Below are 19,615 nucleotides of genomic sequence, written 5' to 3'. Positions count from 1 at the left end.
CCCGCGTCACTTGTCGATGTCGCCGACCACGAAGAACATCGAGCCGAGGATCGCGATCAGGTCCGGGACCAGGCAGCCGGGGAGCAGGGTGGCCAGCGCCTGCACGTTCGCGTACGACGCGGTGCGCAACTTCAACCGCCACGGTGTCTTCTCCCCCCGGGACACCAGGTAGTAGCCGTTGATGCCGAGCGGGTTCTCCGTCCAGGCGTACGTGTGGCCCTCCGGCGCCTTGAGCACCTTCGGCAGCCGGGTGTTGATCGGCCCGGTCAGCCGGTCCACCCGGTCCAGGCACTGCTCGGCGAGGTCCAGTGACGCGTACACCTGGTCGAGCAGCACCTCGAAGCGGGCGTGGCAGTCCCCGGCGGTGCGGGTGACCACCGGCACGTTCAACTCGTCGTAGGCCAGGTAGGGGTCGTCGCGGCGCAGGTCCAGATCGAGCCCGGAGGCGCGGGCCACCGGGCCGGACGCGCCGAACGCGGCCGCGTCCGCGGCGGACAGCACGCCGACACCGACGGTGCGGGCCAGGAAGATCTCGTTGCGCCGGATCAGGTGATCCAGGTCGGGCATCCGCCGACGCACCTCGCCGATCGCCGCGCGCGCCCGGCCGGTCCAGCCGGCCGGCACCTCCTCCTTGAGGCCGCCAACCCGGTTGAACATGTAGTGGATCCGGCCGCCGGAGACCTCCTCCATCACCGCCTGGATGGTCTCCCGCTCCCGGAACGCATAGAAGATCGGTGTGATCGCCCCGATCTCCAACGGGTACGAGCCGAGGAACATCAGGTGGTTGAGCACCCGGTTCAGCTCCGCGAGCGCCATCCGCAGCCAGGTGGCCCGCTCCGGCACCTCCATGCCCATCAGGCGTTCCACGGCGAGCACCACACCCAGCTCGTTGGCGAAGGCCGAGAGCCAGTCGTGCCGGTTGGCCAGCACGATGATCTGCCGGTAGTCGCGTACCTCGAAGAGCTTCTCCGCGCCCCGGTGCATGTAGCCGACGATCGGCTCGCAGGAGACCACCCGCTCGCCGTCCAGCACCAGCTTCAGCCGCAGCACACCGTGCGTGGAGGGGTGCTGCGGGCCGATGTTCAGCACCATGTCGGTGCCGAGCGGCTGGTCGCTGGTGCCGGCGACCAGGCCGGCCCCGGTGCCGACGGTCAGTTCACGGAGGTCCCCGGCGTCGGTGGTCATGCCCGTCATCGTGCCACGGGCGGCTCGGGCGGGATGCCGACCGGCTGGCGCAGCCACCAGTGCCCGCCGAGCCCGGCCGGGTCGGTCAGCTCGGCCACCGTCGAGGCAGCAGCCAGCGCCCGCACGTAGCCGGCCGGGTCGGTGCCGGCCAGGCTCAGCGGCGGTCGCCCGCCGTCGGCCCCGAGCGCCCGCAGCGCCTTCCGCTGCGAGACCAGGGAGTACGCGCACCGGGCGACCGCGGCGCCGGCGGAGGCGACCGAGTCCATGGCGACGTGGGCTGTCACATCACTCGACCCGTCCGGAATCGGGTGCACCTGCCGCCCGTCCCGGTAACCGGTCAGCGTCCCGTCCACCGGGCGACCTGCTCTCAGGTGCCCGTAGTCCACCGCGACCGCGAGCCCGCGTTCCATCTTCTGCACGGCACTCGCCCAGGCTTCATCCCTGGTCCGGCCTATCTCCGCGCGGTGGTGGCGGTGGGGGGTTTCGGGGCAGTCCGACCGGCTCCGGGCGGTCAGGCTCGATCCCTGCGCCGGCCGGGCTGCCCCGAAACCCGACTCGCTTCCGCTTGTCGTGTCCGGGGCGGTCGAGGGTGCGGTGCGGTCGCTGTTCGCGGCTGTCGAGGTGTGGGGCCACCACCTGGCTAACCAGTCGTGATCTTCGGCGGTGACGTGTTCGCCTATGGTCTCCGCGCCGGTCTCCGGGTCGACCAGCAGGTAGCGCCAGCCGGCTTCGGTGTGCACGGCTGTGTCGAGGGGGACGTTGTCCAACCACTCGGTGGCGATCAGCAGTCCGGTGATTCCGTCCGGGATCTCGGCGGTCCAGTTGATCTTTTGGGGCAGGTTCTCGGGGCGGGGCGCGTACTCCACGGCTGTGAAGCGGACCCGCTCGGCGAGTGACAGGCGGGCGGAGGTCGTGGGAGTCGGGGTTTCCGGGGAGCCCGACCACGGAGGGATGAAGCCTGACCGCCCGGAGTGGGCGGGCTCCCCGGAAACCCCGACCGCAAGCCCGGTGAGCGCCAGCAGCAGCTCACCGCGCCCCGCGCCCACGTCGACCACGTCGAGCCGGGACGGGTGCCCGAGGGCCCTGTCGACCTGGGTGAGCAGGCGTAGCAGCGCGGTGGCGAAGGCCGGCGAGGCGTGCACGCTGGTGCGGAAGTGGTCTGCCGGCCCGGTGCCGGCGACAAAGAAGCCGCCCGCCCCGTAGAGGGCCCCGCTCATCGCGTCCCGCCACCGGATCGGCATCAGTTCGTTCCGCGTTCCACGTGCGTCACCGTGCCGACCCTACGGCAGCCCAACCCGGCGATCTTGCAGTTGCTGTCGCGACATAAGGAATATTCAACGCATATCACCGACAGAACGTGCAAGATCGACGCGGGGTGGCGGGGGTGCGGGCGGGGTGTTGCCGGGGTGGTGAAGGTTTTCACACATGCTTGTCCCGGTTCGGTGCGCCGGGCGCATACTTGCGATCGACCGGTACCCCTGCTCGAGGACTGGATCAACGCCATGAGCGCACCGTTGCGCCCGCGCCCGGCCGCCCCCTCGGGGCCCGCCGCGTCGCGGGATCGCGCCGTTCCCACCTCCCGCCTGCTCACCGTCGGTGTCGTCGGCTCCGGTCGGGTCGGAGCCGTGCTGGGAGCCGCGCTCGCCGCCGCCGGGCACCGCGTGGTCGCCGTCTCCGGTGACTCCGGTGCCAGCCGTGCCCGCCTCGCCCTGCTGCTGCCCGAGGTGCCCCGTCACCCGGCCGTCGCGGTGGCCCGCGCCGCCGCCGACCTGCTGCTGATCGCGGTGCCGGACGACCGGCTCGCCGACCTGGTGACCGACCTCGCGGAACAGGGCGCGTTGCGGCCGGGTCAGATCGTCGCGCACACCTCCGGAGCGCACGGCCTCGCCGTGCTGGGGGCGGCCGTCGCGGCCGGTGCCCGACCGCTGGCTCTGCACCCCGCGATGACCTTCACCGGTACGCCCGACGACCTCGTCCGTCTGGACGGCATCTCGTACGGGGTGACCGCTCCGGCGGAGTTGCGCCCGCTCGCCGCCCGGTTGGTCGCCGACCTGGGTGGCGTGCCCGAGTGGGTGGCCGAGTCGGATCGTCAGCTGTACCACGCCGCGCTGGCCCATGGCGCCAACCACCTGGTGACCCTGGTCAACGAGGCGACCGACAGGTTGCGCGACGCCGGGGTGTCCCGGCCGGAGAAGGTCCTCGCCCCGTTGCTGCGCGCCGCCCTGGAGAACGCGCTGCGCCTCGGCGACGACGCGCTGACCGGTCCGGTCTCCCGTGGCGACGCCGGGACCGTACGGCGGCATTTGGCCCGGTTGGCGGCCACCGCGCCCGAGTCCGTCCCGGCGTACCTGGCGCTGGCGCGTCGTACCGCGGACCGGGCCATCGCCGCCGGCCGGCTGCGCCCGGTGGACGCGCAGTCGCTGCTCGGTGTGCTGGCCGACAGCGGTCGGGAGGTGTCGCTGTGAGCGCGAGGAGTGAGCCGGTCCTGCGAGCCCCGCAGTCGCGAACCGAGGTGTCGCTGTGAGCGCGAGGAGTGAGCCGGTCCTGCGAGCCCCGCAGTCGCGAACCGAGGTGGCGGCATGATCCAGGTGGTGCACACCCGCGCCGAGTTGGCCGAGGCCCGGGCCGGGCTGAAGGGCACGGTCGGGGTGGTGATGACCATGGGCGCGCTGCACTCCGGGCACGAGACGTTGCTGCGCGCGGCCCGGGAACGGGCCGACCACCTGCTGGTGACCATCTTCGTGAACCCGTTGCAGTTCGGGCCGAACGAGGACTTCGACCGCTACCCACGAACGCTCGACGCGGACCTGGAGGTGTGCCGGCGGGCCGGCGCCGACGTGGTCTTCGCCCCGTCGGTGGCGGACATGTACCCGGACGGCCAGCCCCGGGTACGCCTCGACCCGGGTCCGCTCGGCGCGGAGTTGGAGGGGGCCAGCCGTCCCGGCTTCTTCCACGGGGTGCTGACGGTTGTCCTGAAGCTGCTCCAGCTCACCCGGCCGGACCTCACGTTCTTCGGCGAGAAGGACTACCAGCAGCTCACCCTGGTCCGGCGGATGACCCGTGACCTGGACGTGCCGGTCGAGGTGGTTGGCGTACCGACGGTCCGGGAGCCGGACGGACTGGCGCTCTCCAGCCGTAACCGTTACCTGAGCGAGCCGGAGCGGGCCGCCGCGTTGAGTCTGTCCGCCGCGTTGCGGGCCGGGGCGCGGGCCGCCGACGACGGCGCGGACGCGGGGGCGGTGCTGACCGCCGCGCACGCCGCGTTCGGCGCCGGTACGCCCGGCGCCCGCCTCGACTACCTGGTGCTGACCGATCCCGACCTGGAGCCGGGGCCGGTGTCCGGGCCGGCCCGACTGGTGATCGCGGCGTGGGTCGGCGCCACCCGGTTGATCGACAACGCGGCGATCCACCTCGCCCCGCGTCCCTGACCCGGCCGCGCCACTCTTCCACCACCCCACCGAAAGGCCAATCCGATGCTGCGGACCATGCTCAAGTCGAAGATCCACCGGGCCACGGTGACCCAGGCCGACCTGCACTACGTCGGTTCGGTGACGGTGGACGAGGACCTGCTCGACGCCGCCGACCTGCTCCCCGGCGAGCAGGTCGCGATCGTCGACATCACCAACGGCGCCCGGCTGGAGACGTACGTGATCCCGGGTCAGCGGGGCAGCGGCGTGATCGGCATCAACGGGGCCGCCGCCCACCTGGTGCACCCCGGTGACCTGGTCATCCTGATCTCCTACGGGCAGATGGACGACGCGGAGGCGCGGTCGTACCGGCCACGGATCGTGCACGTCGACGCCGACAACCGGGTGATCGAGCTGGGCGCCGACCCGGCCGCGGTCGCGCCCGGCACGGCCGGTGACCCGGTGCCCAGCCCGCTGGCGGTGTCCGGTGTCTGATCCCCGGTAAGGCGATTCCGGTCTGTCACCGAAAGGTCATTTCCGGTTACCCTTGGCGGGCTGGCGGAAGCCGGTCAGTGGCTGGGGGAGGCCGCGATGCGCCGTGCCATGACGACCCTGTTCGCCGCTGCCGTCGCGGCGGTGCTGCTCGCTGGCTGTGCCGCCGCCAACGGCCTCGACGGTGACCTGACCGACGACTGGGCCGCCCTGCCCGCGCCGTCGGCGTTCACTCCGGCCGCCGGGGTGTGTCACGCCGGCGACTTCACCGACACGGTCTCCCTGGCCAGCTACGAGCCGGTGGACTGCGCGGGTCCGCACCGGTTGGAGACGGTGCACGTGGGGGCGTTTCCGGCGGAGCGGACGACAGCGCCGGCGGGCGGTTCGACCGAGCTGCGGGGCGCGTTCGCCGAGTGCGACACCCGGGCGACCGGCTACCTGGGTGACGACTGGCGGGCGGGTCGGCTGCGGCTGTCCGTGGCGCTGCCGAACGGCACCGGTTGGGCGGCCGGCTCCCGCTGGTTCCGCTGCGATCTCACCGAGCTGACCACTGTCGAGGCGGCGGCCACGGTGGTGGTTCGGTCGGGCAGTCTGCGCGACGCGTTGAAGGGGGCCTCCGGGTTGCGGCTCGGTTGCCAGCAGACCCGTGGTGGGGCCGGCCGGGGCGTACAGACGCTGACCCCGGTGGAGTGCGGCAAGCAGCACGACGCCGAGTTCGTCGGGGTGTGGCGCGCGCCGGACCGGCCGTACCCGACCAGGGAGGCCGACTGGGCGTCGCTCTACACCGGCTGCCGCGGCGTCCTCGGTCGCTACGTCGGCGTGCCGGACGACGCCGCGCTGCGGTTCCGCAGCGGTGTGGTGGTCCGCCCACCGGGGGCGGGGCGCTGGAAGGTCGGTGACCGGGGCGTCCGCTGCTACCTGTGGCTCAGCAACCGTACGGTGAGCGTGTCGTTGAAGGGCGCGGGCCCGGCTGGCCTGCCGGTCCGGACGAAGTGACCACCGCCGGACGGCGGGCGCGGCCCGGACGGGGTCGCCCACAACACTCGTAGCGCCCCCGCCGCCCCGAGCGAGGATGGTTCGGGTTGACTGGGGGGATGGACCTTCCGACCGTCGACCTCCCCGCCCTGCCCGCGTTGCTGGCGGCGCCCGCGCCCGGCTGGGTGGAGACCACCGACGTGATCGTGGTGGGTTCCGGCGTGGCCGGGTTGACCGCGGCGCTGCACCTGCGCGAGGCGGGCCTGCACGTCACGGTGGTCACCAAGGTCAACATTGATGACGGCTCGACCCGCTGGGCGCAGGGCGGCATAGCCGCCGTGCTCGACCCGGCCGACACCCCGGCGGCGCACGCCCGCGACACCGAGATCGCCGGGGTCGGGATCTGTGATCCGGCAGCGGTCCGGGTGCTGGTCGAGGAGGGCCCGACCCGGCTGCGGGAGCTGATCCGGATCGGCGCCGAGTTCGACAGGCACCCGGACGGCTCCCTGATGTTGACCCGCGAGGGCGGGCACCGGGCGGACCGGATCGTGCACGCCGGCGGGGACGCCACCGGCGCGGAGGTGCAGCGCGCCCTGCACGCGGCTGTGCAACGCGACCCGTGGATCCGGCTGGTCGAGCACGCCCTCGTGCTGGATTTGCTGCGCGCGCCCGGTGACGGCCCGGACGGGCTCGGCCCGGCGTGCGGGATCACCCTGCACGTGCTCGGCGAGGGCAGCGAGGACGGTGTGGGCGCGCTGCTGGCCCGCGCGGTGGTGCTCGCCACCGGCGGCATGGGACAGGTCTTCTCGGCCACCACCAACCCGGGCGTCTCCACCGGGGACGGGGTGGCGCTGGCGATGCGGGCCGGAGCGGCCGTGACCGACGTGGAGTTCGTCCAGTTCCACCCGACGGCCCTGATCACGCCCTCCGGCGCGGGGGTGCCCGGGGCGGGGCACGCGCAGCAGCCACTCGTCTCCGAGGCGCTGCGCGGCGAGGGCGCGTACCTGGTGGACGCGGACGGCAAGCGGTTCATGCTGGGCCAGCACGAGCTTGCCGAGCTGGCGCCCCGGGACGTGGTGGCCAAGGGCATCCACCGGGTGTTGCTGGACACCGGCGCGGACCACGTCTTCCTGGACGCGCGGCACCTGGGCGCCGACTTCCTGGCCGGCCGGTTCCCCACCATCGTGGCGTCCTGCCTGGCGATCGGCGTCGACCCGGCGACCGACCTGATCCCGGTCGCGCCGGCCGCCCACTACGCCTCCGGCGGCGTCCGCACGGACCTGCACGGCCGCACCTCCATCCCCGGCCTGTACGCCTGCGGCGAGGTGGCCTGCACGGGCGTGCACGGCGCGAACCGGCTGGCCAGCAACTCGCTGCTGGAGGGCCTGGTCTTCTCCCGGCGGATCGCCGAGGACATCGCGGTCGGTCTGCCCGAGCAGGCGCAACCGGCGGACACCGGCGCCTGGCGCGGGGGCGCGGGCTGGGTCCTCCCCGCCGAGGTGACGCCGACCCTGCAACGGGCGATGACCCGGGGGGCCGGGGTGCTCCGGTCGGCGACCACGTTGGCCGCGACGGCCGCGACGCTCACCGGGCTGGGTGTCGCCCGGGGCCGTCCGCGCACCGCCGACTGGGAGGCGACCAACCTGCTGACGGTGGCGTCGACGCTCGTCGCCGCCGCGTACGCGCGCGGTGAGACCCGGGGTTGCCACTGGCGGGAGGACTTCCCGACGGCCGACGAGCGGTGGCTGGGCCACCTGGTCGGTGCGATCGGGGCAAAGGGACGGGTGACGCAGCAGTGGGAGGGGACATCAGCATGACGGAGTCGACGCGGGCGGCGTTGCGGGCGGCCGGGCTGGACCCGGCGCAGGTGCGACGGGTGATCGAGGGCGCCCTGGTCGAGGACCTGGGACCGGAGTTCCTCGACGTCACCAGCGTGGCCACCATTCCGGCGGAGCAGACCGACACCGCGGACCTGGTGGCTCGCGCGGACGGGGTGATCGCCGGGCTGGCCGTGGCCGCCGCCGTGTTCGAGCTGGTCGGTGAGGTGACCGGCGCCGGTCGTACCGTCGAGGTCTCGGTGTCGGCCCGCGACGGCGAGCGGGTGGCTCGCGGCGACGTGCTGGCGACGGTGACCGGCCCGACCCGGTTGCTGCTGACCGCCGAGCGGACGGCGCTCAACCTGCTCTGCCGGATGTCCGGCGTGGCCACCCACACCCGGGCCTGGGCGGACGCGCTGGCCGGCACGAAGGCGATGGTGCTGGACACCCGCAAGACGACGCCGGGTCTGCGGGCGTTGGAGAAGTACGCGGTCCGGGCCGGCGGTGGCACCAACAAGCGGATGGGCCTCTACGACGTCGCCATGATCAAGGACAACCACAAGCTGGCGGCCGGAGGCATCACGGCGGCCTATCGGCGGGTCCGGGAGGCGTTCCCGGAGGTGCCGGTGCAGGTCGAGGTGACAGGAGTCGACGAGGCGGTGGAGGCGGTGGAGGCCGGCGCCGACTTCCTGCTCTGCGACAACATGACGCCGGAGGCGTTGGCCGAGACGGTCGCGGTGGTCGGCGACCGGGCCGAGTTGGAGGCGACCGGCGGGTTGACACTCGAGGTGGCGGGCCGGTACGCGGCCACCGGCGTCGACTTCCTCTCGGTGGGCGCGCTGACGCACTCGTCGCCGATCCTGGACATCGCGCTGGACCTGCGCAGCCACTAGTTGTCTAGGCTGCGGGGCGTGCTGCTCTGCATTGACATCGGAAACACCAACACCGTGCTGGCGACCTTCGAGGGCGACAGGCTGGTGCACTCCTGGCGGATCAAGACCGATGCCCGTTCGACGGCGGACGAGTTGGGCCTGATGTTCCGGGGTCTGCTCGCCGGTGACAACGTCGAGATCACCGGCGTGGCCGCCTGCTCGACGGTGCCGGCGGCGCTGCGCTCGTTGCGCACCATGCTCAGCCGCTACTACGCCGACCTGCCGAGCGTCGTGGTCGAGCCGGGCGTCCGCACGGGCGTGCAGTTGGCGATCGACAACCCCAAGGAGGTGGGCTCGGACCGGGTGGTGAACACGCTGGCCGCGTACACCCTCTACGGCGGGCCGTCGATCGTCGTCGACTTCGGCACCACCACCAACTTCGACGTGATCAGCGGGCGTGGGGAGTTCCTCGGCGGGGCGTTCGCCCCGGGGATCGAGATCTCCTTCGACGCGCTCGCGGCGCGGGCGGCCCAGCTACGCAAGGTCGAGGCCACCAAGCCCCGCTCGGTGATCGGCAAGAACACCGTCGAGTGCCTCCAGGCCGGTCTGTACTTCGGCTTCGCCGGTCAGGTGGACCGGATCGTCGAGCGGATGACCGAGGAACTGGGCGAGGTGCGGGCGGTCATCGCCACCGGGGGTCTCGCCTCCCTGGTGATCAACGAGTGCCGCACCATCACCCACCACGAACCGATGATCACACTGATCGGTCTGCGGATGGTCTACGAGCGCAACCTCTGACCGGGACGGGCGGGTTATCCGTTAACGGCCTCCGGACCGCTTGAGTACGCTCGGGCCTGACCCCCCGTAACTCCGTGACGAGGAAGCGTGCCGTGAGCGAGCAGAACGCCGTGCCAGTGGACCCCGCCGACGACCTTCCCGAGCAGATGAAGGTCCGCCGGGAGAAGCGGGACCGGATGCTCGCCGAGGGCGTCGAGCCCTACCCGGTCGGCTTCCCCCGTACGACCACCCTGGCGCAGGTCCGGGCGCGCTACGCCGACCTGCCTACCGACACCGCGACCGGTGACCAGGTCGCTGTGACCGGTCGGGTGATCTTCGTCCGCAACACGGGCAAGCTCTGCTTCGCGACGCTCCGCGACGGCGACGGCACCGAGCTGCAGGCGATGCTGTCGCTGGACCGGGTCGGGTCGGAGCGGCTGGAGGCCTGGAAGCGCCTGGTCGACCTCGGCGACCTGGTCGGCGTCTCCGGTGAGGTGATCACCAGCCGCCGGGGTGAGTTGTCGGTGCTCGCCCAGGAGTGGGAGATGACCGCCAAGGCGCTGCGACCGCTGCCGGTGGCGCACAAGCCCCTCTCCGAGGAGGCTCGCGTCCGGCAGCGTTACGTCGACCTCATCGTCCGGCCGCAGGCCCGGGAAATGGTCCGCACCCGGGCCGCCGCCGTACGTAGTCTGCGCGATTCACTGCACGGGCAGGGCTACATCGAGGTGGAAACGCCGATGTTGCAACTGCTGCATGGTGGAGCGGCGGCCCGACCGTTCGTGACCCACAGCAATGCTTTGAACACCGATCTGTATCTCCGAATCGCTCCGGAACTGTTTCTCAAGCGCGCCGTGGTCGGCGGCGTCGAACGAGTCTTCGAGATCAACCGTAACTTCCGTAATGAGGGTGTCGACTCTTCGCACTCGCCGGAGTTCGCGATGTTGGAGACCTACCAGGCGTACGGGGACTACAACACGATCGGCGAGCTGACCCGTAATCTCGTGCAACAGGCGGCGATCGCGGTGGGTGGCTCGACGACCGTCACCCACGCCGACGGGCGGGAGTTCGACCTGGGTGGTGAGTGGCGGTCGGTGACACTCTTCGGCGTGCTTTCCGAGGCGCTGGGCGAGGAGGTCACCGTCCGCACCGACCGGACCCGCCTGGTGGAGTACGCGGACAAGGTGGGATTGGCGGTCGACCCCAAGTGGGGGCCGGGCAAGCTGGCCGAGGAGCTGTTCGAGGAACTGGTGGTCCCCAGCCTGGAGGCGCCCACCTTCGTGCGGGACTACCCGGAGGAGACGAGCCCGCTCACCAGGGGGCACCGCACCGAGCCGGGGCTCGCCGAGAAGTGGGACCTCTACGTGCTCGGCTTCGAGCTGGGCACCGGGTACTCCGAGCTGGTCGACCCGGTCGTGCAGCGGGAGCGGCTGATCGCCCAGGCGCAGCTGGCCGCCCGCGGCGACGACGAGGCCATGCGTCTCGACGAGGACTTTCTTCGGGCCATGGAGTACGGAATGCCGCCGGCCGGCGGTATGGGAATGGGAATCGACCGGCTGTTGATGGCCCTGACCGGCCTCGGAATTCGGGAAACGATCCTCTTCCCGTTGGTCCGCCCCGAGTAGTCCCGCCCCGAGTGGCCCGCCACGCTCATGGCGGGCCGTAACGGCGTCCTATTGACGCGACGAGCGGCACGCGGGTTATTGTGCTCTCGTTAGCAGGAGCATCCTGCTCGAAAGGAATGTGGGACGTGGCCAAGCAGATCATTCACAAGCTGGTCGATGACCTGGACGGCGGGGACGCGGACGAGACCGTCAAGTTCGCCCTCGACGGTGTTCAGTACGAGATCGACCTGTCGAGTGCCAACGCCGCTAAATTGCGCGACGCTTTTGCCTCGTACGTGAGCGCCGGCACTAAGGTCGGCCGGGGTGGCGTCGTGATCGGTGGGCGGGCTGCCCGCGGTCGGGGTGGCGCGACCGCTGACCGGGAGCAGAACAAGGCGATCCGGGAGTGGGCGAAGAAGGCCGGCAAGGACATCTCTGACCGGGGCCGCATCCCCCAGGAGATCGTCGACGAGTTCCACGCGAAGCGCTGATCAGCAGCGCTGGCAGCCAGCGACGGTGGCGGCCAGCCGCCACCGCGGGCGACAACCGACGCCGGGCCGGAGTGATTCTCCGGGCCGGCGTCGCCGTATCCGCCGGTCCGGTGAGTGCTTCGGGCGGTGTCGCCGTTGTTCGGCGGGTCGCTGGGACCTGCGCCTGTGGGGCCTGTGGGGCCTGTGGGGCCTGTGGGGTCGGCCGGGGCCGACCACGGTCGCCGAGCGCGGGTCTGGCGCCTTCCGGTGCCCGGGAAGCATTCCGTGTCGACCGGCGTTGTCCACAACCAGTGGAGCAGTCATCCACAACCTGTGGACAACCGCTACGGGTGCGGCTCGGCGCTCGCCAGGACCGGCAAACTGGCCCTTCGATTGCCGCCGGAGCGCCTTCGGAGGGCGTTCGGAGCGCCTCCGGGGGCGGGATACGGCCCCGATCGGGCCGGTCGGATTTCGCTCTGCGCGTAGCGACAGGGCTACCGGAACACCTCCTGAGCGCGGACGGTTGTCCAAAACGACGTGGAACCGACCCAGACCGGAGACACACGACCTCAGCTGAGTCGGTCAGCGACGATAGAGTAAGGAGGCACGGACGCCCGTCCCGGACGTTCGTGCACCGGCCCCGCCAAGATCTTGACCATCAAGGCGCACGGCACGTGAGGAGCACGAGGGCATGTTCGAGCGGTTCACCGACCGAGCGCGACGGGTTGTCGTCCTGGCCCAAGAAGAGGCCCGGATGCTCAACCACAACTACATCGGTACGGAACACATCCTGCTGGGCCTGATCCACGAAGGTGAAGGCGTCGCGGCAAAGGCCCTGGAGAGCCTCGGCATCTCCCTGGAGGGCGTCCGCCAGCAGGTCGAGGAGATCATCGGCCAGGGCCAGCAGGCGCCGAGCGGGCACATCCCGTTCACGCCGCGGGCCAAGAAGGTGCTGGAGCTGTCGCTGCGCGAGGCGCTGCAGCTCGGCCACAACTACATCGGCACCGAGCACATCCTGCTCGGTCTGATCCGCGAGGGCGAGGGCGTCGCCGCCCAGGTGCTGGTCAAGCTCGGCGCCGACCTCAACCGGGTCCGCCAGCAGGTGATCCAGCTGCTCTCCGGCTACCAGGGCAAGGAGCCTGCCGCGGCGGGCGCCGCGCCGGGCGAGGCCGCGCCGTCGACCAGCCTCGTGCTGGACCAGTTCGGCCGCAACCTGACCCAGGCCGCCCGCGAGGGCAAGCTTGACCCGGTCATCGGGCGCGAGAAGGAAATCGAGCGGGTCATGCAGGTGCTCTCCCGCCGTACCAAGAACAACCCGGTCCTGATCGGTGAGCCCGGCGTCGGTAAGACGGCCGTGGTGGAGGGCCTCTCCCAGAAGATCATCAAGGGTGAGGTGCCGGAGACGCTCAAGGACAAGCAGCTCTACACGCTCGACCTCGGCGCGCTGGTCGCCGGCTCCCGCTACCGCGGTGACTTCGAGGAGCGCCTCAAGAAGGTGCTCAAGGAGATCCGCACCCGCGGCGACATCATCCTGTTCATCGACGAGATCCACACCCTGGTGGGTGCGGGTGCCGCCGAGGGCGCGATCGACGCCGCCAGCATCCTCAAGCCGATGCTGGCCCGTGGTGAGCTGCAGACCATCGGCGCGACCACCCTCGACGAATACCGCAAGCACCTGGAGAAGGACGCCGCCCTCGAGCGCCGGTTCCAGCCGATCCAGGTGGGTGAGCCGTCGCTGGCGCACACCATCGAGATCCTCAAGGGCCTGCGCGACCGTTACGAGGCGCACCACCGGGTGAGCATCACCGACGCGGCTCTCGTCGCGGCCGCCACCCTGGCCGACCGGTACATCTCCGACCGTTTCCTGCCGGACAAGGCGATCGACCTGATCGACGAGGCCGGCGCCCGGATGCGCATCCGCCGGATGACCGCGCCGCCAGACCTGCGTGACTTCGACGAGCGCATCGCCCAGGTGCGCCGCGACAAGGAGTCCGCGATCGACGCGCAGGACTTCGAGCGCGCCGCCCAGCTGCGCGACAAGGAAAAGCAGCTCCTCGGGCAGAAGGCCCAGCGGGAGAAGGAGTGGAAGGCCGGTGACCTGGACGTCGTCAGCGAGGTCGACGACGAGCAGATCGCCGAGGTGCTCGGCAACTGGACCGGCATCCCGGTCTACAAGCTGACCGAGGAGGAGACCTCGCGCCTGCTGCGCATGGAGGACGAGCTGCACAAGCGCGTCATCGGCCAGGAGGACGCGGTCAAGGCGGTCTCGAAGGCGATCCGGCGTACCCGGGCCGGCCTGAAGGACCCGAAGCGCCCGTCGGGCTCGTTCATCTTCGCCGGCCCGTCCGGTGTCGGTAAGACCGAGCTGTCCAAGGCGCTCGCCGAGTTCCTGTTCGGCAGCGAGGATGCGCTCATCCAGCTGGACATGTCCGAGTTCCACGACCGTTACACGGTCTCCCGGCTCGTGGGTGCCCCTCCCGGCTACGTCGGTTACGACGAGGGCGGGCAGCTGACCGAGAAGGTGCGTCGTCGGCCGTTCTCGGTGGTCCTCTTCGACGAGATCGAGAAGGCCCACCCGGACGTGTTCAACACGCTGCTCCAGATCCTGGAGGACGGTCGGCTCACCGACGGTCAGGGTCGGATCGTGGACTTCAAGAACACGGTCATCATCCTGACCACGAACCTGGGCACCCGCGACGTCGCCAAGGCGGTGTCGCTGGGCTTCCAGCAGTCGGAGGACTCCGAGTCCAACTACGACCGGATGAAGCAGAAGGTCAACGACGAGCTCAAGCAGCACTTCCGGCCTGAGTTCCTGAACCGGATCGACGACACCATCGTCTTCCACCAGCTGCGTCAGACCGAGATCCTCTCGATCGTGGACATCATGATCCAGCGGATCGAGGGCCAGCTGCGCAACAAGGACATGGGTCTGGAGCTGACCGACAACGCCAAGAAGTACCTGGCGGCGAAGGGCTTCGACCCGGTGCTCGGTGCCCGTCCGCTTCGTCGCACGATCCAGCGCGACATCGAGGACAACCTCTCCGAGCGGATCCTGTTCAACGAGCTGACCCCGGGTCAGATCGTCGTGGTGGACTGCGAGGGCGACCCGAACGACATCGACAAGTCCAAGCTCGTCTTCCGGGGCGCGGACAAGCCGGTCGAAGTTCCGGACGCCGTGCCGGCCGATCTGGGTGGCACTGCCGCTGGCACCGCCGCCGCAGGCGCGGACGAGTAACAGCAACAGCACGAGTCGGGGCCCGGTGGCGCACGCCACCGGGCCCCGACTTTTTGCGCACCATCCGCACCCCTCCCACAGCGCCCCCTGCCGCGCGCTCTCCGCGCCCCCGTCGGGCGGGGGCTCGCGGGGCGTGGGGCGCGAGGGCTCGGGGCGCGGTGTGCGGCGCTTGCGGGCGCGGGGCTTGCGGGGCTTGGCGCTCGCGGGCCTGGGGCGCGGGGCCCGGTACGTGAGGGCTCGCGGGGCTTGGCGCCCGCGGGCCTGGGGCGCGGGGCTCGGGGCTCGCGGGCAAGAGCCCACTACATCGTGGATGTAGTGGGGTCCCGGCGCGCTTGATGCCACTAGAACAAGGATCGAGCGCGATCCTCATGCCCGAGAGGCAGCCGGGGGCTGCCGGGACACCCGTGGCGGCTCGCGGGCCCGTGGTGTGGCCTCGCGGCTGCCGGACGGCCGTGAGCGAGGCGTACGCGCGACGGCGCTAGTGCGCGGGTCAGGCGGTCAGGTCGGCGGTGGGAGGGGACGGGCCGTCGCCGGCCAGACGGTAGGAGTCCGTGCCCGCCGGTTCGACCAACCCGTCCTGCACCAGGCCGGCGAGGGCACGCGCACGCTGGACGTCATCGCTCCAGACCTGGTCCAGCCGCTGGTGTGGGACCGGCTCGCTGTGTTCCCGGAGCACTCCGAGCAGCAGGCCGCGTACCTGCCGGTCGGTGCCCGCGTACCGCTGGGGCCGGCGGGTGGGCCCTGCCGGCGCCTCCTGCCCGGAGGCCCGCCACGCGCAGATCGATTCGACCGGGCAGGCCGGGCAGCGCGGTGACCGGGCGGTGCAGATCACCGCGCCGAGTTCCATGAACGCGGCGCTGGCGAGGGCCGCCGCGGCGGGTTGCACCGGGAGCAGTTCCTCGGTGGCGACCAGGTCGGCTGGGCGGGTCACCGGGCCGGCGTCCGGCTCACCGGCCACCGCCCGGCTGACCACCCGGCGGACGTTGGTGTCGACCACCGGGTGCCGCTGCCCGTACGCGAACGCGGCGACCGCCCGTGCCGTGTAGGTGCCTACCCCGGGCAGTGCCAGCAGTTGGTCCAGCCGGTCCGGTACGCGGCCGGCGTGTCGTTCCACGATCGCGACCGCGCACTCCCGCAGCCGCACGGCCCGACGCGGGTAGCCGAGCCGTCCCCACATCCGGATCGCCTCGGCCGGGGTGTCCGCCGCCAACGCGGCCGGCTCCGGCCAGCGGGTCAGCCATGCCTGCCAGGCGGGCACCACCCGGACCACCGGCGTCTGCTGGAGCATGACCTCACTGACCAGGATGGCCCACGGGCTGACCCCTGGCGCACGCCACGGCAGGTCACGCGCGTGCTCTTGGAACCATCGGCTGACCAGCGTGGCGAAATCGGGTTGTGTCATGACGACCCCGATGATGTCACGGGCGACGGTCCCGGTTGATGGGCGGCTCGGGCGGGGTGACAGGTCGACGTTCGACCGGCGGGGGAGAATGCGCGGATGAACGAGCTCGCGATCACCGTCATCGGTCGGGACCGGCCGGGCATCGTGGCCGACGTCGCCGAGGTGCTGGCCCGACTGGGCGCGAACCTGACCGACAGCACCATGACGCGACTGCGGGGGCATTTCGCGATGACCCTCATCTGCACCGGACCGGCCGCCGCCGGGGTCGAGGCCGCCCTGGCGCCGCTGGCCGCCGAGGGCCAGCTGGTGGCGACGGTACGCGCTGTCACCCCGGACGGTGAGGTGCCGCCGGCTGGCGAGCCGTACGTGCTGACGGTGCACGGTTCGGACCGGATGGGCATCGTGGCGGCGATGACGCGGGTGCTGGTGGACGCGGGAGGCAACGTCACCGATCTCAGCACCCGGTTGGCCGGTGCGCTCTACGTGGTGCTGGCCGAGGTCGAGTTGCCGGACGGTGTGGCCGACGCGGTAGCGGAGAGACTGCACCGGACAGCTGCGGAGCTGGGCGTGGAGGTCACCCTCCGGCCGGCGGACCCGGATCTCCTGTGACCGACGACAAGGCCGTGACCGACGACGAGGCTGTGGCCCGCGACAAGGCCGTGGCCGAGGACAGGGCCGTGACCGGCGACGAGGCCGTGGCCGACGCCAGGGTCGTGGCCGGCGAGGCGACGCCGGAGAGCGGGGCGTACGACGGGTTGGGCGGCTGGACACCGGAGGCGCTCGGGGTGCCCGGGGTGGTGCGCGCTGTGGTTTCCGCCCCGCATCCGCTGCTCAGCGGCACTGCCGCCGAGGTCGACCCCCGGGCGCGGGAGACGGTTCAGCTGGCGGCCGACCTGGTCGCCACGATGAGGGTTTCGCCGGGCTGCGTCGGGTTGGCCGCGCCGCAGGTCGGGGTGGCCGCCGACGTCTTCGTCGTGGACGTCACGGGGCACCCGAAGTCGATCACCGTGCACGGCACGTTCGTGTTGTGTAACGCCCGGGTGGTCGAGGCGACCCGGTGGAGGCCGGGCCGGGAGGGCTGCATGTCGGTGCCGGACCTGACCGGTGACGTGAAACGGGCCAGCCGGTTGGTGGTGGAGGGTGTGCTGCCGGGCACCGGCGAGCCGGTCCGGTTGGCGACGGACGGCTTCGAGGCCCGTGCGTTGCAGCACGAGATCGACCACTGCGCGGGGTTGCTGTTCCTGGACCGGGTGGCCGGTGCGCATGCCGTCTACCAGCGCAAGGTCTATCTGTGACCGACCCCGGTAACGCCCCGCTGTTCGTCCTCAGTGGAGGATGGGGCGCACGCCCTGGATCGGTTCCGGCGCGTCGCGCCGCACCGGTGGGCGCGCCGCCGCTACGGTGGGAGGCATCATGCGTCTGACGGTCGGCCCCTTGCCATCCGCCGTGTACTGGCGGCGTCGCGCCGTCGTACTCGGAGCGGTTGCTCTCTTCCTGATTGTCCTGCTCTACTCCTGCACCGGCTCGGGTCGTTCGGGCGGTGGTGACCCGAAGGCGGGGGCGTCGTCGACGGCGACGTCCGCCGCGCCGTCCGCCACCGGCGATCCGGTGTTGACCCCGCAGACCGGCGCTCCGCCACCGTCCGCGTCCGCTTCCGCCGACGCGGGTGCCACGAACCCGAGCCCCGCGGTCACCAGCAACACGCCTCCGCTGGGCGAGGCCGCCGGTTCGGAGGACGACGGCACGTGCACCAACGAGGAGATCAGCGTGGTCTCGGTGGCGAGCCCGACCTCGGTCCAGCGGGGGGCGGTGGTCGATCTGCAGCTCAAGATCAAGAACACCTCGGACCGGACGTGCAGCCGTAACGTCGGCGCCGAGGCCCAGGAGATCTTCATCAAGTCCGGTGCCGAGAAGGTCTGGTCGTCGGACACCTGCGGCAAGGTCCAGGGCTCGGACGTGCAGTCCTTCACGCCGAACTTCGAGCGCTCCTACCAGGTGGCCTGGAACGGGCGGGACACCAGCAGGTGCGACGGCAGCGGGCTGGCCGCGGGGCCGTTCCCGCCGCTCGGGACGTACCAGGTGCTGGCCCGGGTCGGCACGAAGCTCAGCGCGCCGGTGAAGCTCACCATCACCGGCTGAGCCGGGTCAGACGTAGCGTTCCAGGATGGATGCCTCGGCGAGCCGGGACAGCCCCTCCCGGACGCCGCGCGCCCGAGCGTCGCCGACCCCCTCGACTGCCTGAAGGTCCTCCACCGTCGCGCCGAGCAGCCGTTGCAGGCTGCCGAAGTGCGACACCAGGCGATCGACCACCGCCACCGGCAGCCGGGGCACCTTGGCCAGCAGCCGGAAGCCGCGCGGGCTGACCGCGGCGTCCAGCGCGTCGGACGCGGCCGGGTAGCCGATCGCCTTGGCCACCGACACCAGGTCGATCAGCTCGGTGGCGCCGAGCAGGTCCAGCTCGACGAGCGCCTCGTCCAGGGTGCGCGACTTGCGGCCGACCGGGAGGTAGTCCCGGATGACCAGCGTGCGGTCGGCGTCCACGCCGGCCATCAGCTCGTCGAGTTGCAGGGCCAGCAGGCGACCGTCGGTGCCCAGCTCCACCACGTAACCGGCGATCTCGTCGGCGATGCGGCGCACCATCTCCAGTCGCTGCACCACTGCCACCGCGTCCCGGACGGTGACCAGGTCTTCGATCTCCAGGGCGGAGAGGGTGCCGGAGACCTCGTCCAGCCGGAGCTTGTAGCGCTCCAGGGTGGCGAGCGCCTGGTTGGCCCGGGAGAGGATCGCCGCCGAGTCGTCGAGCACGTGCCGCTGGCCGTTGACGTAGAGGCTGATGATCCGCATCGACTGGCTGACCGAGATGACGGGATAGCCGGTCTGGCGGGCGACCCGCTCGGCGGTGCGGTGCCGGGTGCCGGACTCCTCCGTCGGGATGGACGGGTCGGGCATCAGGTGCACGGCGGCGCGGACGATGCGGGTGCCGTCGCTGGAGAGCACGACCGCGCCGTCCATCTTGCACAGCTCGCGAACCCGGGTCGCGGAGAACTCCACATCCAGCGGGAAGCCGCCGGTGCACAGACCCTCGACCACCTTGTCGTAGCCGAGCACGATGAGCGCGCCGGTGCGGCCGCGCAGGATGCGCTCCAGACCGTCGCGCAGGGCCGTGCCGGGAGCCATCAGGGCGAGATTGGCCCGTAGCGGGTCGCCAGCGCCCCCGGCGACCCCTGCGGTCACGCTCACGCTGATCGGGCGGGCGGGCGAGCCCACGGCGCCGGTGCGGGCCTGGGGCGGCGCGCCGGCTGGCTTGGTGGTATCGCGGTCGATCGGCACGGGCACATTCTACGGACTGCCGTGCGGTGGGTGCTGTCGTGGTTACTGTGAT

General features: G+C 71.6%; 17 protein-coding genes. 13 read left to right on the top strand and 4 right to left on the bottom strand.

The features are described from left to right. Window positions 1-6: 6 nt before the first annotated feature. Window positions 7-1,194 carry an NADH-quinone oxidoreductase subunit D gene (locus O7634_RS07580; RefSeq protein ID WP_278149432.1) on the bottom strand — a complete coding sequence of 396 codons (1,188 nt, stop codon included), beginning with the start codon at window positions 1,192-1,194 and terminating at the stop codon, window positions 7-9. Beyond that, window positions 1,191-2,426, bottom strand: a complete 1,236-nt coding sequence (locus tag O7634_RS07575) for an SAM-dependent methyltransferase (protein ID WP_278149431.1) — start codon at window positions 2,424-2,426, stop codon at window positions 1,191-1,193. Before O7634_RS07575 ends, O7634_RS07580 begins: the two co-directional genes overlap by 4 nt. A 261-nt stretch (window positions 2,427-2,687) precedes the next feature. Between O7634_RS07575 and O7634_RS07570 the strand changes: the two genes are divergently transcribed. The 10 genes from O7634_RS07570 to O7634_RS07525 all read left to right on the top strand — a co-directional run bounded on the left by O7634_RS07570 (window position 2,688) and on the right by O7634_RS07525 (window position 14,831). After that, window positions 2,688-3,650 carry a Rossmann-like and DUF2520 domain-containing protein gene (locus O7634_RS07570; protein WP_278149430.1) on the top strand — a complete coding sequence of 321 codons (963 nt, stop codon included), beginning with the start codon at window positions 2,688-2,690 and terminating at the stop codon, window positions 3,648-3,650. A 114-nt stretch (window positions 3,651-3,764) separates the two neighbouring features. Beyond that, the gene (gene panC / locus O7634_RS07565) at window positions 3,765-4,613 is read left to right on the top strand and encodes a pantoate--beta-alanine ligase (RefSeq protein WP_278149429.1); all 849 of its coding nucleotides are present in this window, start codon (window positions 3,765-3,767) and stop codon (window positions 4,611-4,613) included. 45 nt (window positions 4,614-4,658) lie between these two features. Next, window positions 4,659-5,087, top strand: coding sequence for an aspartate 1-decarboxylase (gene panD, locus O7634_RS07560; protein WP_278149428.1), 429 nt, complete (start codon window positions 4,659-4,661; stop codon window positions 5,085-5,087). A 96-nt stretch (window positions 5,088-5,183) separates the two neighbouring features. Continuing rightward, entirely contained in the window at window positions 5,184-6,080 is an 897-nt protein-coding gene (locus O7634_RS07555; RefSeq protein ID WP_278149427.1) for a septum formation family protein, read from the top strand. Window positions 6,081-6,178: 98 nt separating this feature from the next. Further along, window positions 6,179-7,876, top strand: a complete 1,698-nt coding sequence (locus O7634_RS07550; protein ID WP_278149426.1) for an L-aspartate oxidase — start codon at window positions 6,179-6,181, stop codon at window positions 7,874-7,876. Continuing rightward, window positions 7,873-8,769, top strand: coding sequence for a carboxylating nicotinate-nucleotide diphosphorylase (gene nadC, locus O7634_RS07545; RefSeq protein ID WP_278149425.1), 897 nt, complete (start codon window positions 7,873-7,875; stop codon window positions 8,767-8,769). Before O7634_RS07550 ends, nadC begins: the two co-directional genes overlap by 4 nt. A gap of 18 nt (window positions 8,770-8,787) precedes the next feature. Then, window positions 8,788-9,546: a type III pantothenate kinase gene (locus tag O7634_RS07540; RefSeq protein ID WP_278149424.1), complete on the top strand. Its 759-nt coding sequence runs from the start codon at window positions 8,788-8,790 to the stop codon at window positions 9,544-9,546. A gap of 92 nt (window positions 9,547-9,638) precedes the next feature. Next, window positions 9,639-11,147, top strand: a complete 1,509-nt coding sequence (lysS, locus tag O7634_RS07535; RefSeq protein WP_278149423.1) for a lysine--tRNA ligase — start codon at window positions 9,639-9,641, stop codon at window positions 11,145-11,147. A gap of 125 nt (window positions 11,148-11,272) precedes the next feature. Continuing rightward, window positions 11,273-11,617: an Lsr2 family protein gene (locus O7634_RS07530; RefSeq protein WP_347404243.1), complete on the top strand. Its 345-nt coding sequence runs from the start codon at window positions 11,273-11,275 to the stop codon at window positions 11,615-11,617. A 670-nt stretch (window positions 11,618-12,287) separates the two neighbouring features. Beyond that, window positions 12,288-14,831 carry an ATP-dependent Clp protease ATP-binding subunit gene (locus O7634_RS07525; RefSeq protein ID WP_278149421.1) on the top strand — a complete coding sequence of 848 codons (2,544 nt, stop codon included), beginning with the start codon at window positions 12,288-12,290 and terminating at the stop codon, window positions 14,829-14,831. A gap of 490 nt (window positions 14,832-15,321) precedes the next feature. Here the strand turns inward: O7634_RS07525 and O7634_RS07520 are convergent, their stop codons facing one another. Then, window positions 15,322-16,233 (bottom strand): A/G-specific adenine glycosylase, encoded by a 912-nt coding sequence (locus O7634_RS07520; protein ID WP_278149420.1) that lies wholly within the window; start codon window positions 16,231-16,233, stop codon window positions 15,322-15,324. Between the two features lie 96 nt (window positions 16,234-16,329). Between O7634_RS07520 and O7634_RS07515 the strand changes: the two genes are divergently transcribed. The 3 genes from O7634_RS07515 to O7634_RS07505 all read left to right on the top strand — a co-directional run bounded on the left by O7634_RS07515 (window position 16,330) and on the right by O7634_RS07505 (window position 18,372). Beyond that, window positions 16,330-16,842: an ACT domain-containing protein gene (locus tag O7634_RS07515; protein WP_278149419.1), complete on the top strand. Its 513-nt coding sequence runs from the start codon at window positions 16,330-16,332 to the stop codon at window positions 16,840-16,842. A gap of 104 nt (window positions 16,843-16,946) precedes the next feature. Next, window positions 16,947-17,528 (top strand): peptide deformylase, encoded by a 582-nt coding sequence (locus tag O7634_RS07510; RefSeq protein ID WP_278153898.1) that lies wholly within the window; start codon window positions 16,947-16,949, stop codon window positions 17,526-17,528. A gap of 118 nt (window positions 17,529-17,646) precedes the next feature. Then, entirely contained in the window at window positions 17,647-18,372 is a 726-nt protein-coding gene (locus O7634_RS07505) for a hypothetical protein (protein WP_278149418.1), read from the top strand. A 6-nt stretch (window positions 18,373-18,378) separates the two neighbouring features. On the opposite strand, the gene disA is transcribed toward O7634_RS07505, so the two are convergent. Further along, entirely contained in the window at window positions 18,379-19,563 is a 1,185-nt protein-coding gene (gene disA, locus O7634_RS07500; protein ID WP_203148032.1) for a DNA integrity scanning diadenylate cyclase DisA, read from the bottom strand. Between the last annotated feature and the right edge of the window lie 52 nt (window positions 19,564-19,615).

It is taken from the genome of Micromonospora sp. WMMD1120 (genome assembly GCF_029626235.1).
GTDB lineage: Bacteria > Actinomycetota > Actinomycetes > Mycobacteriales > Micromonosporaceae > Micromonospora.
This window is presented reverse-complemented; position numbering and strand designations above follow the sequence as displayed.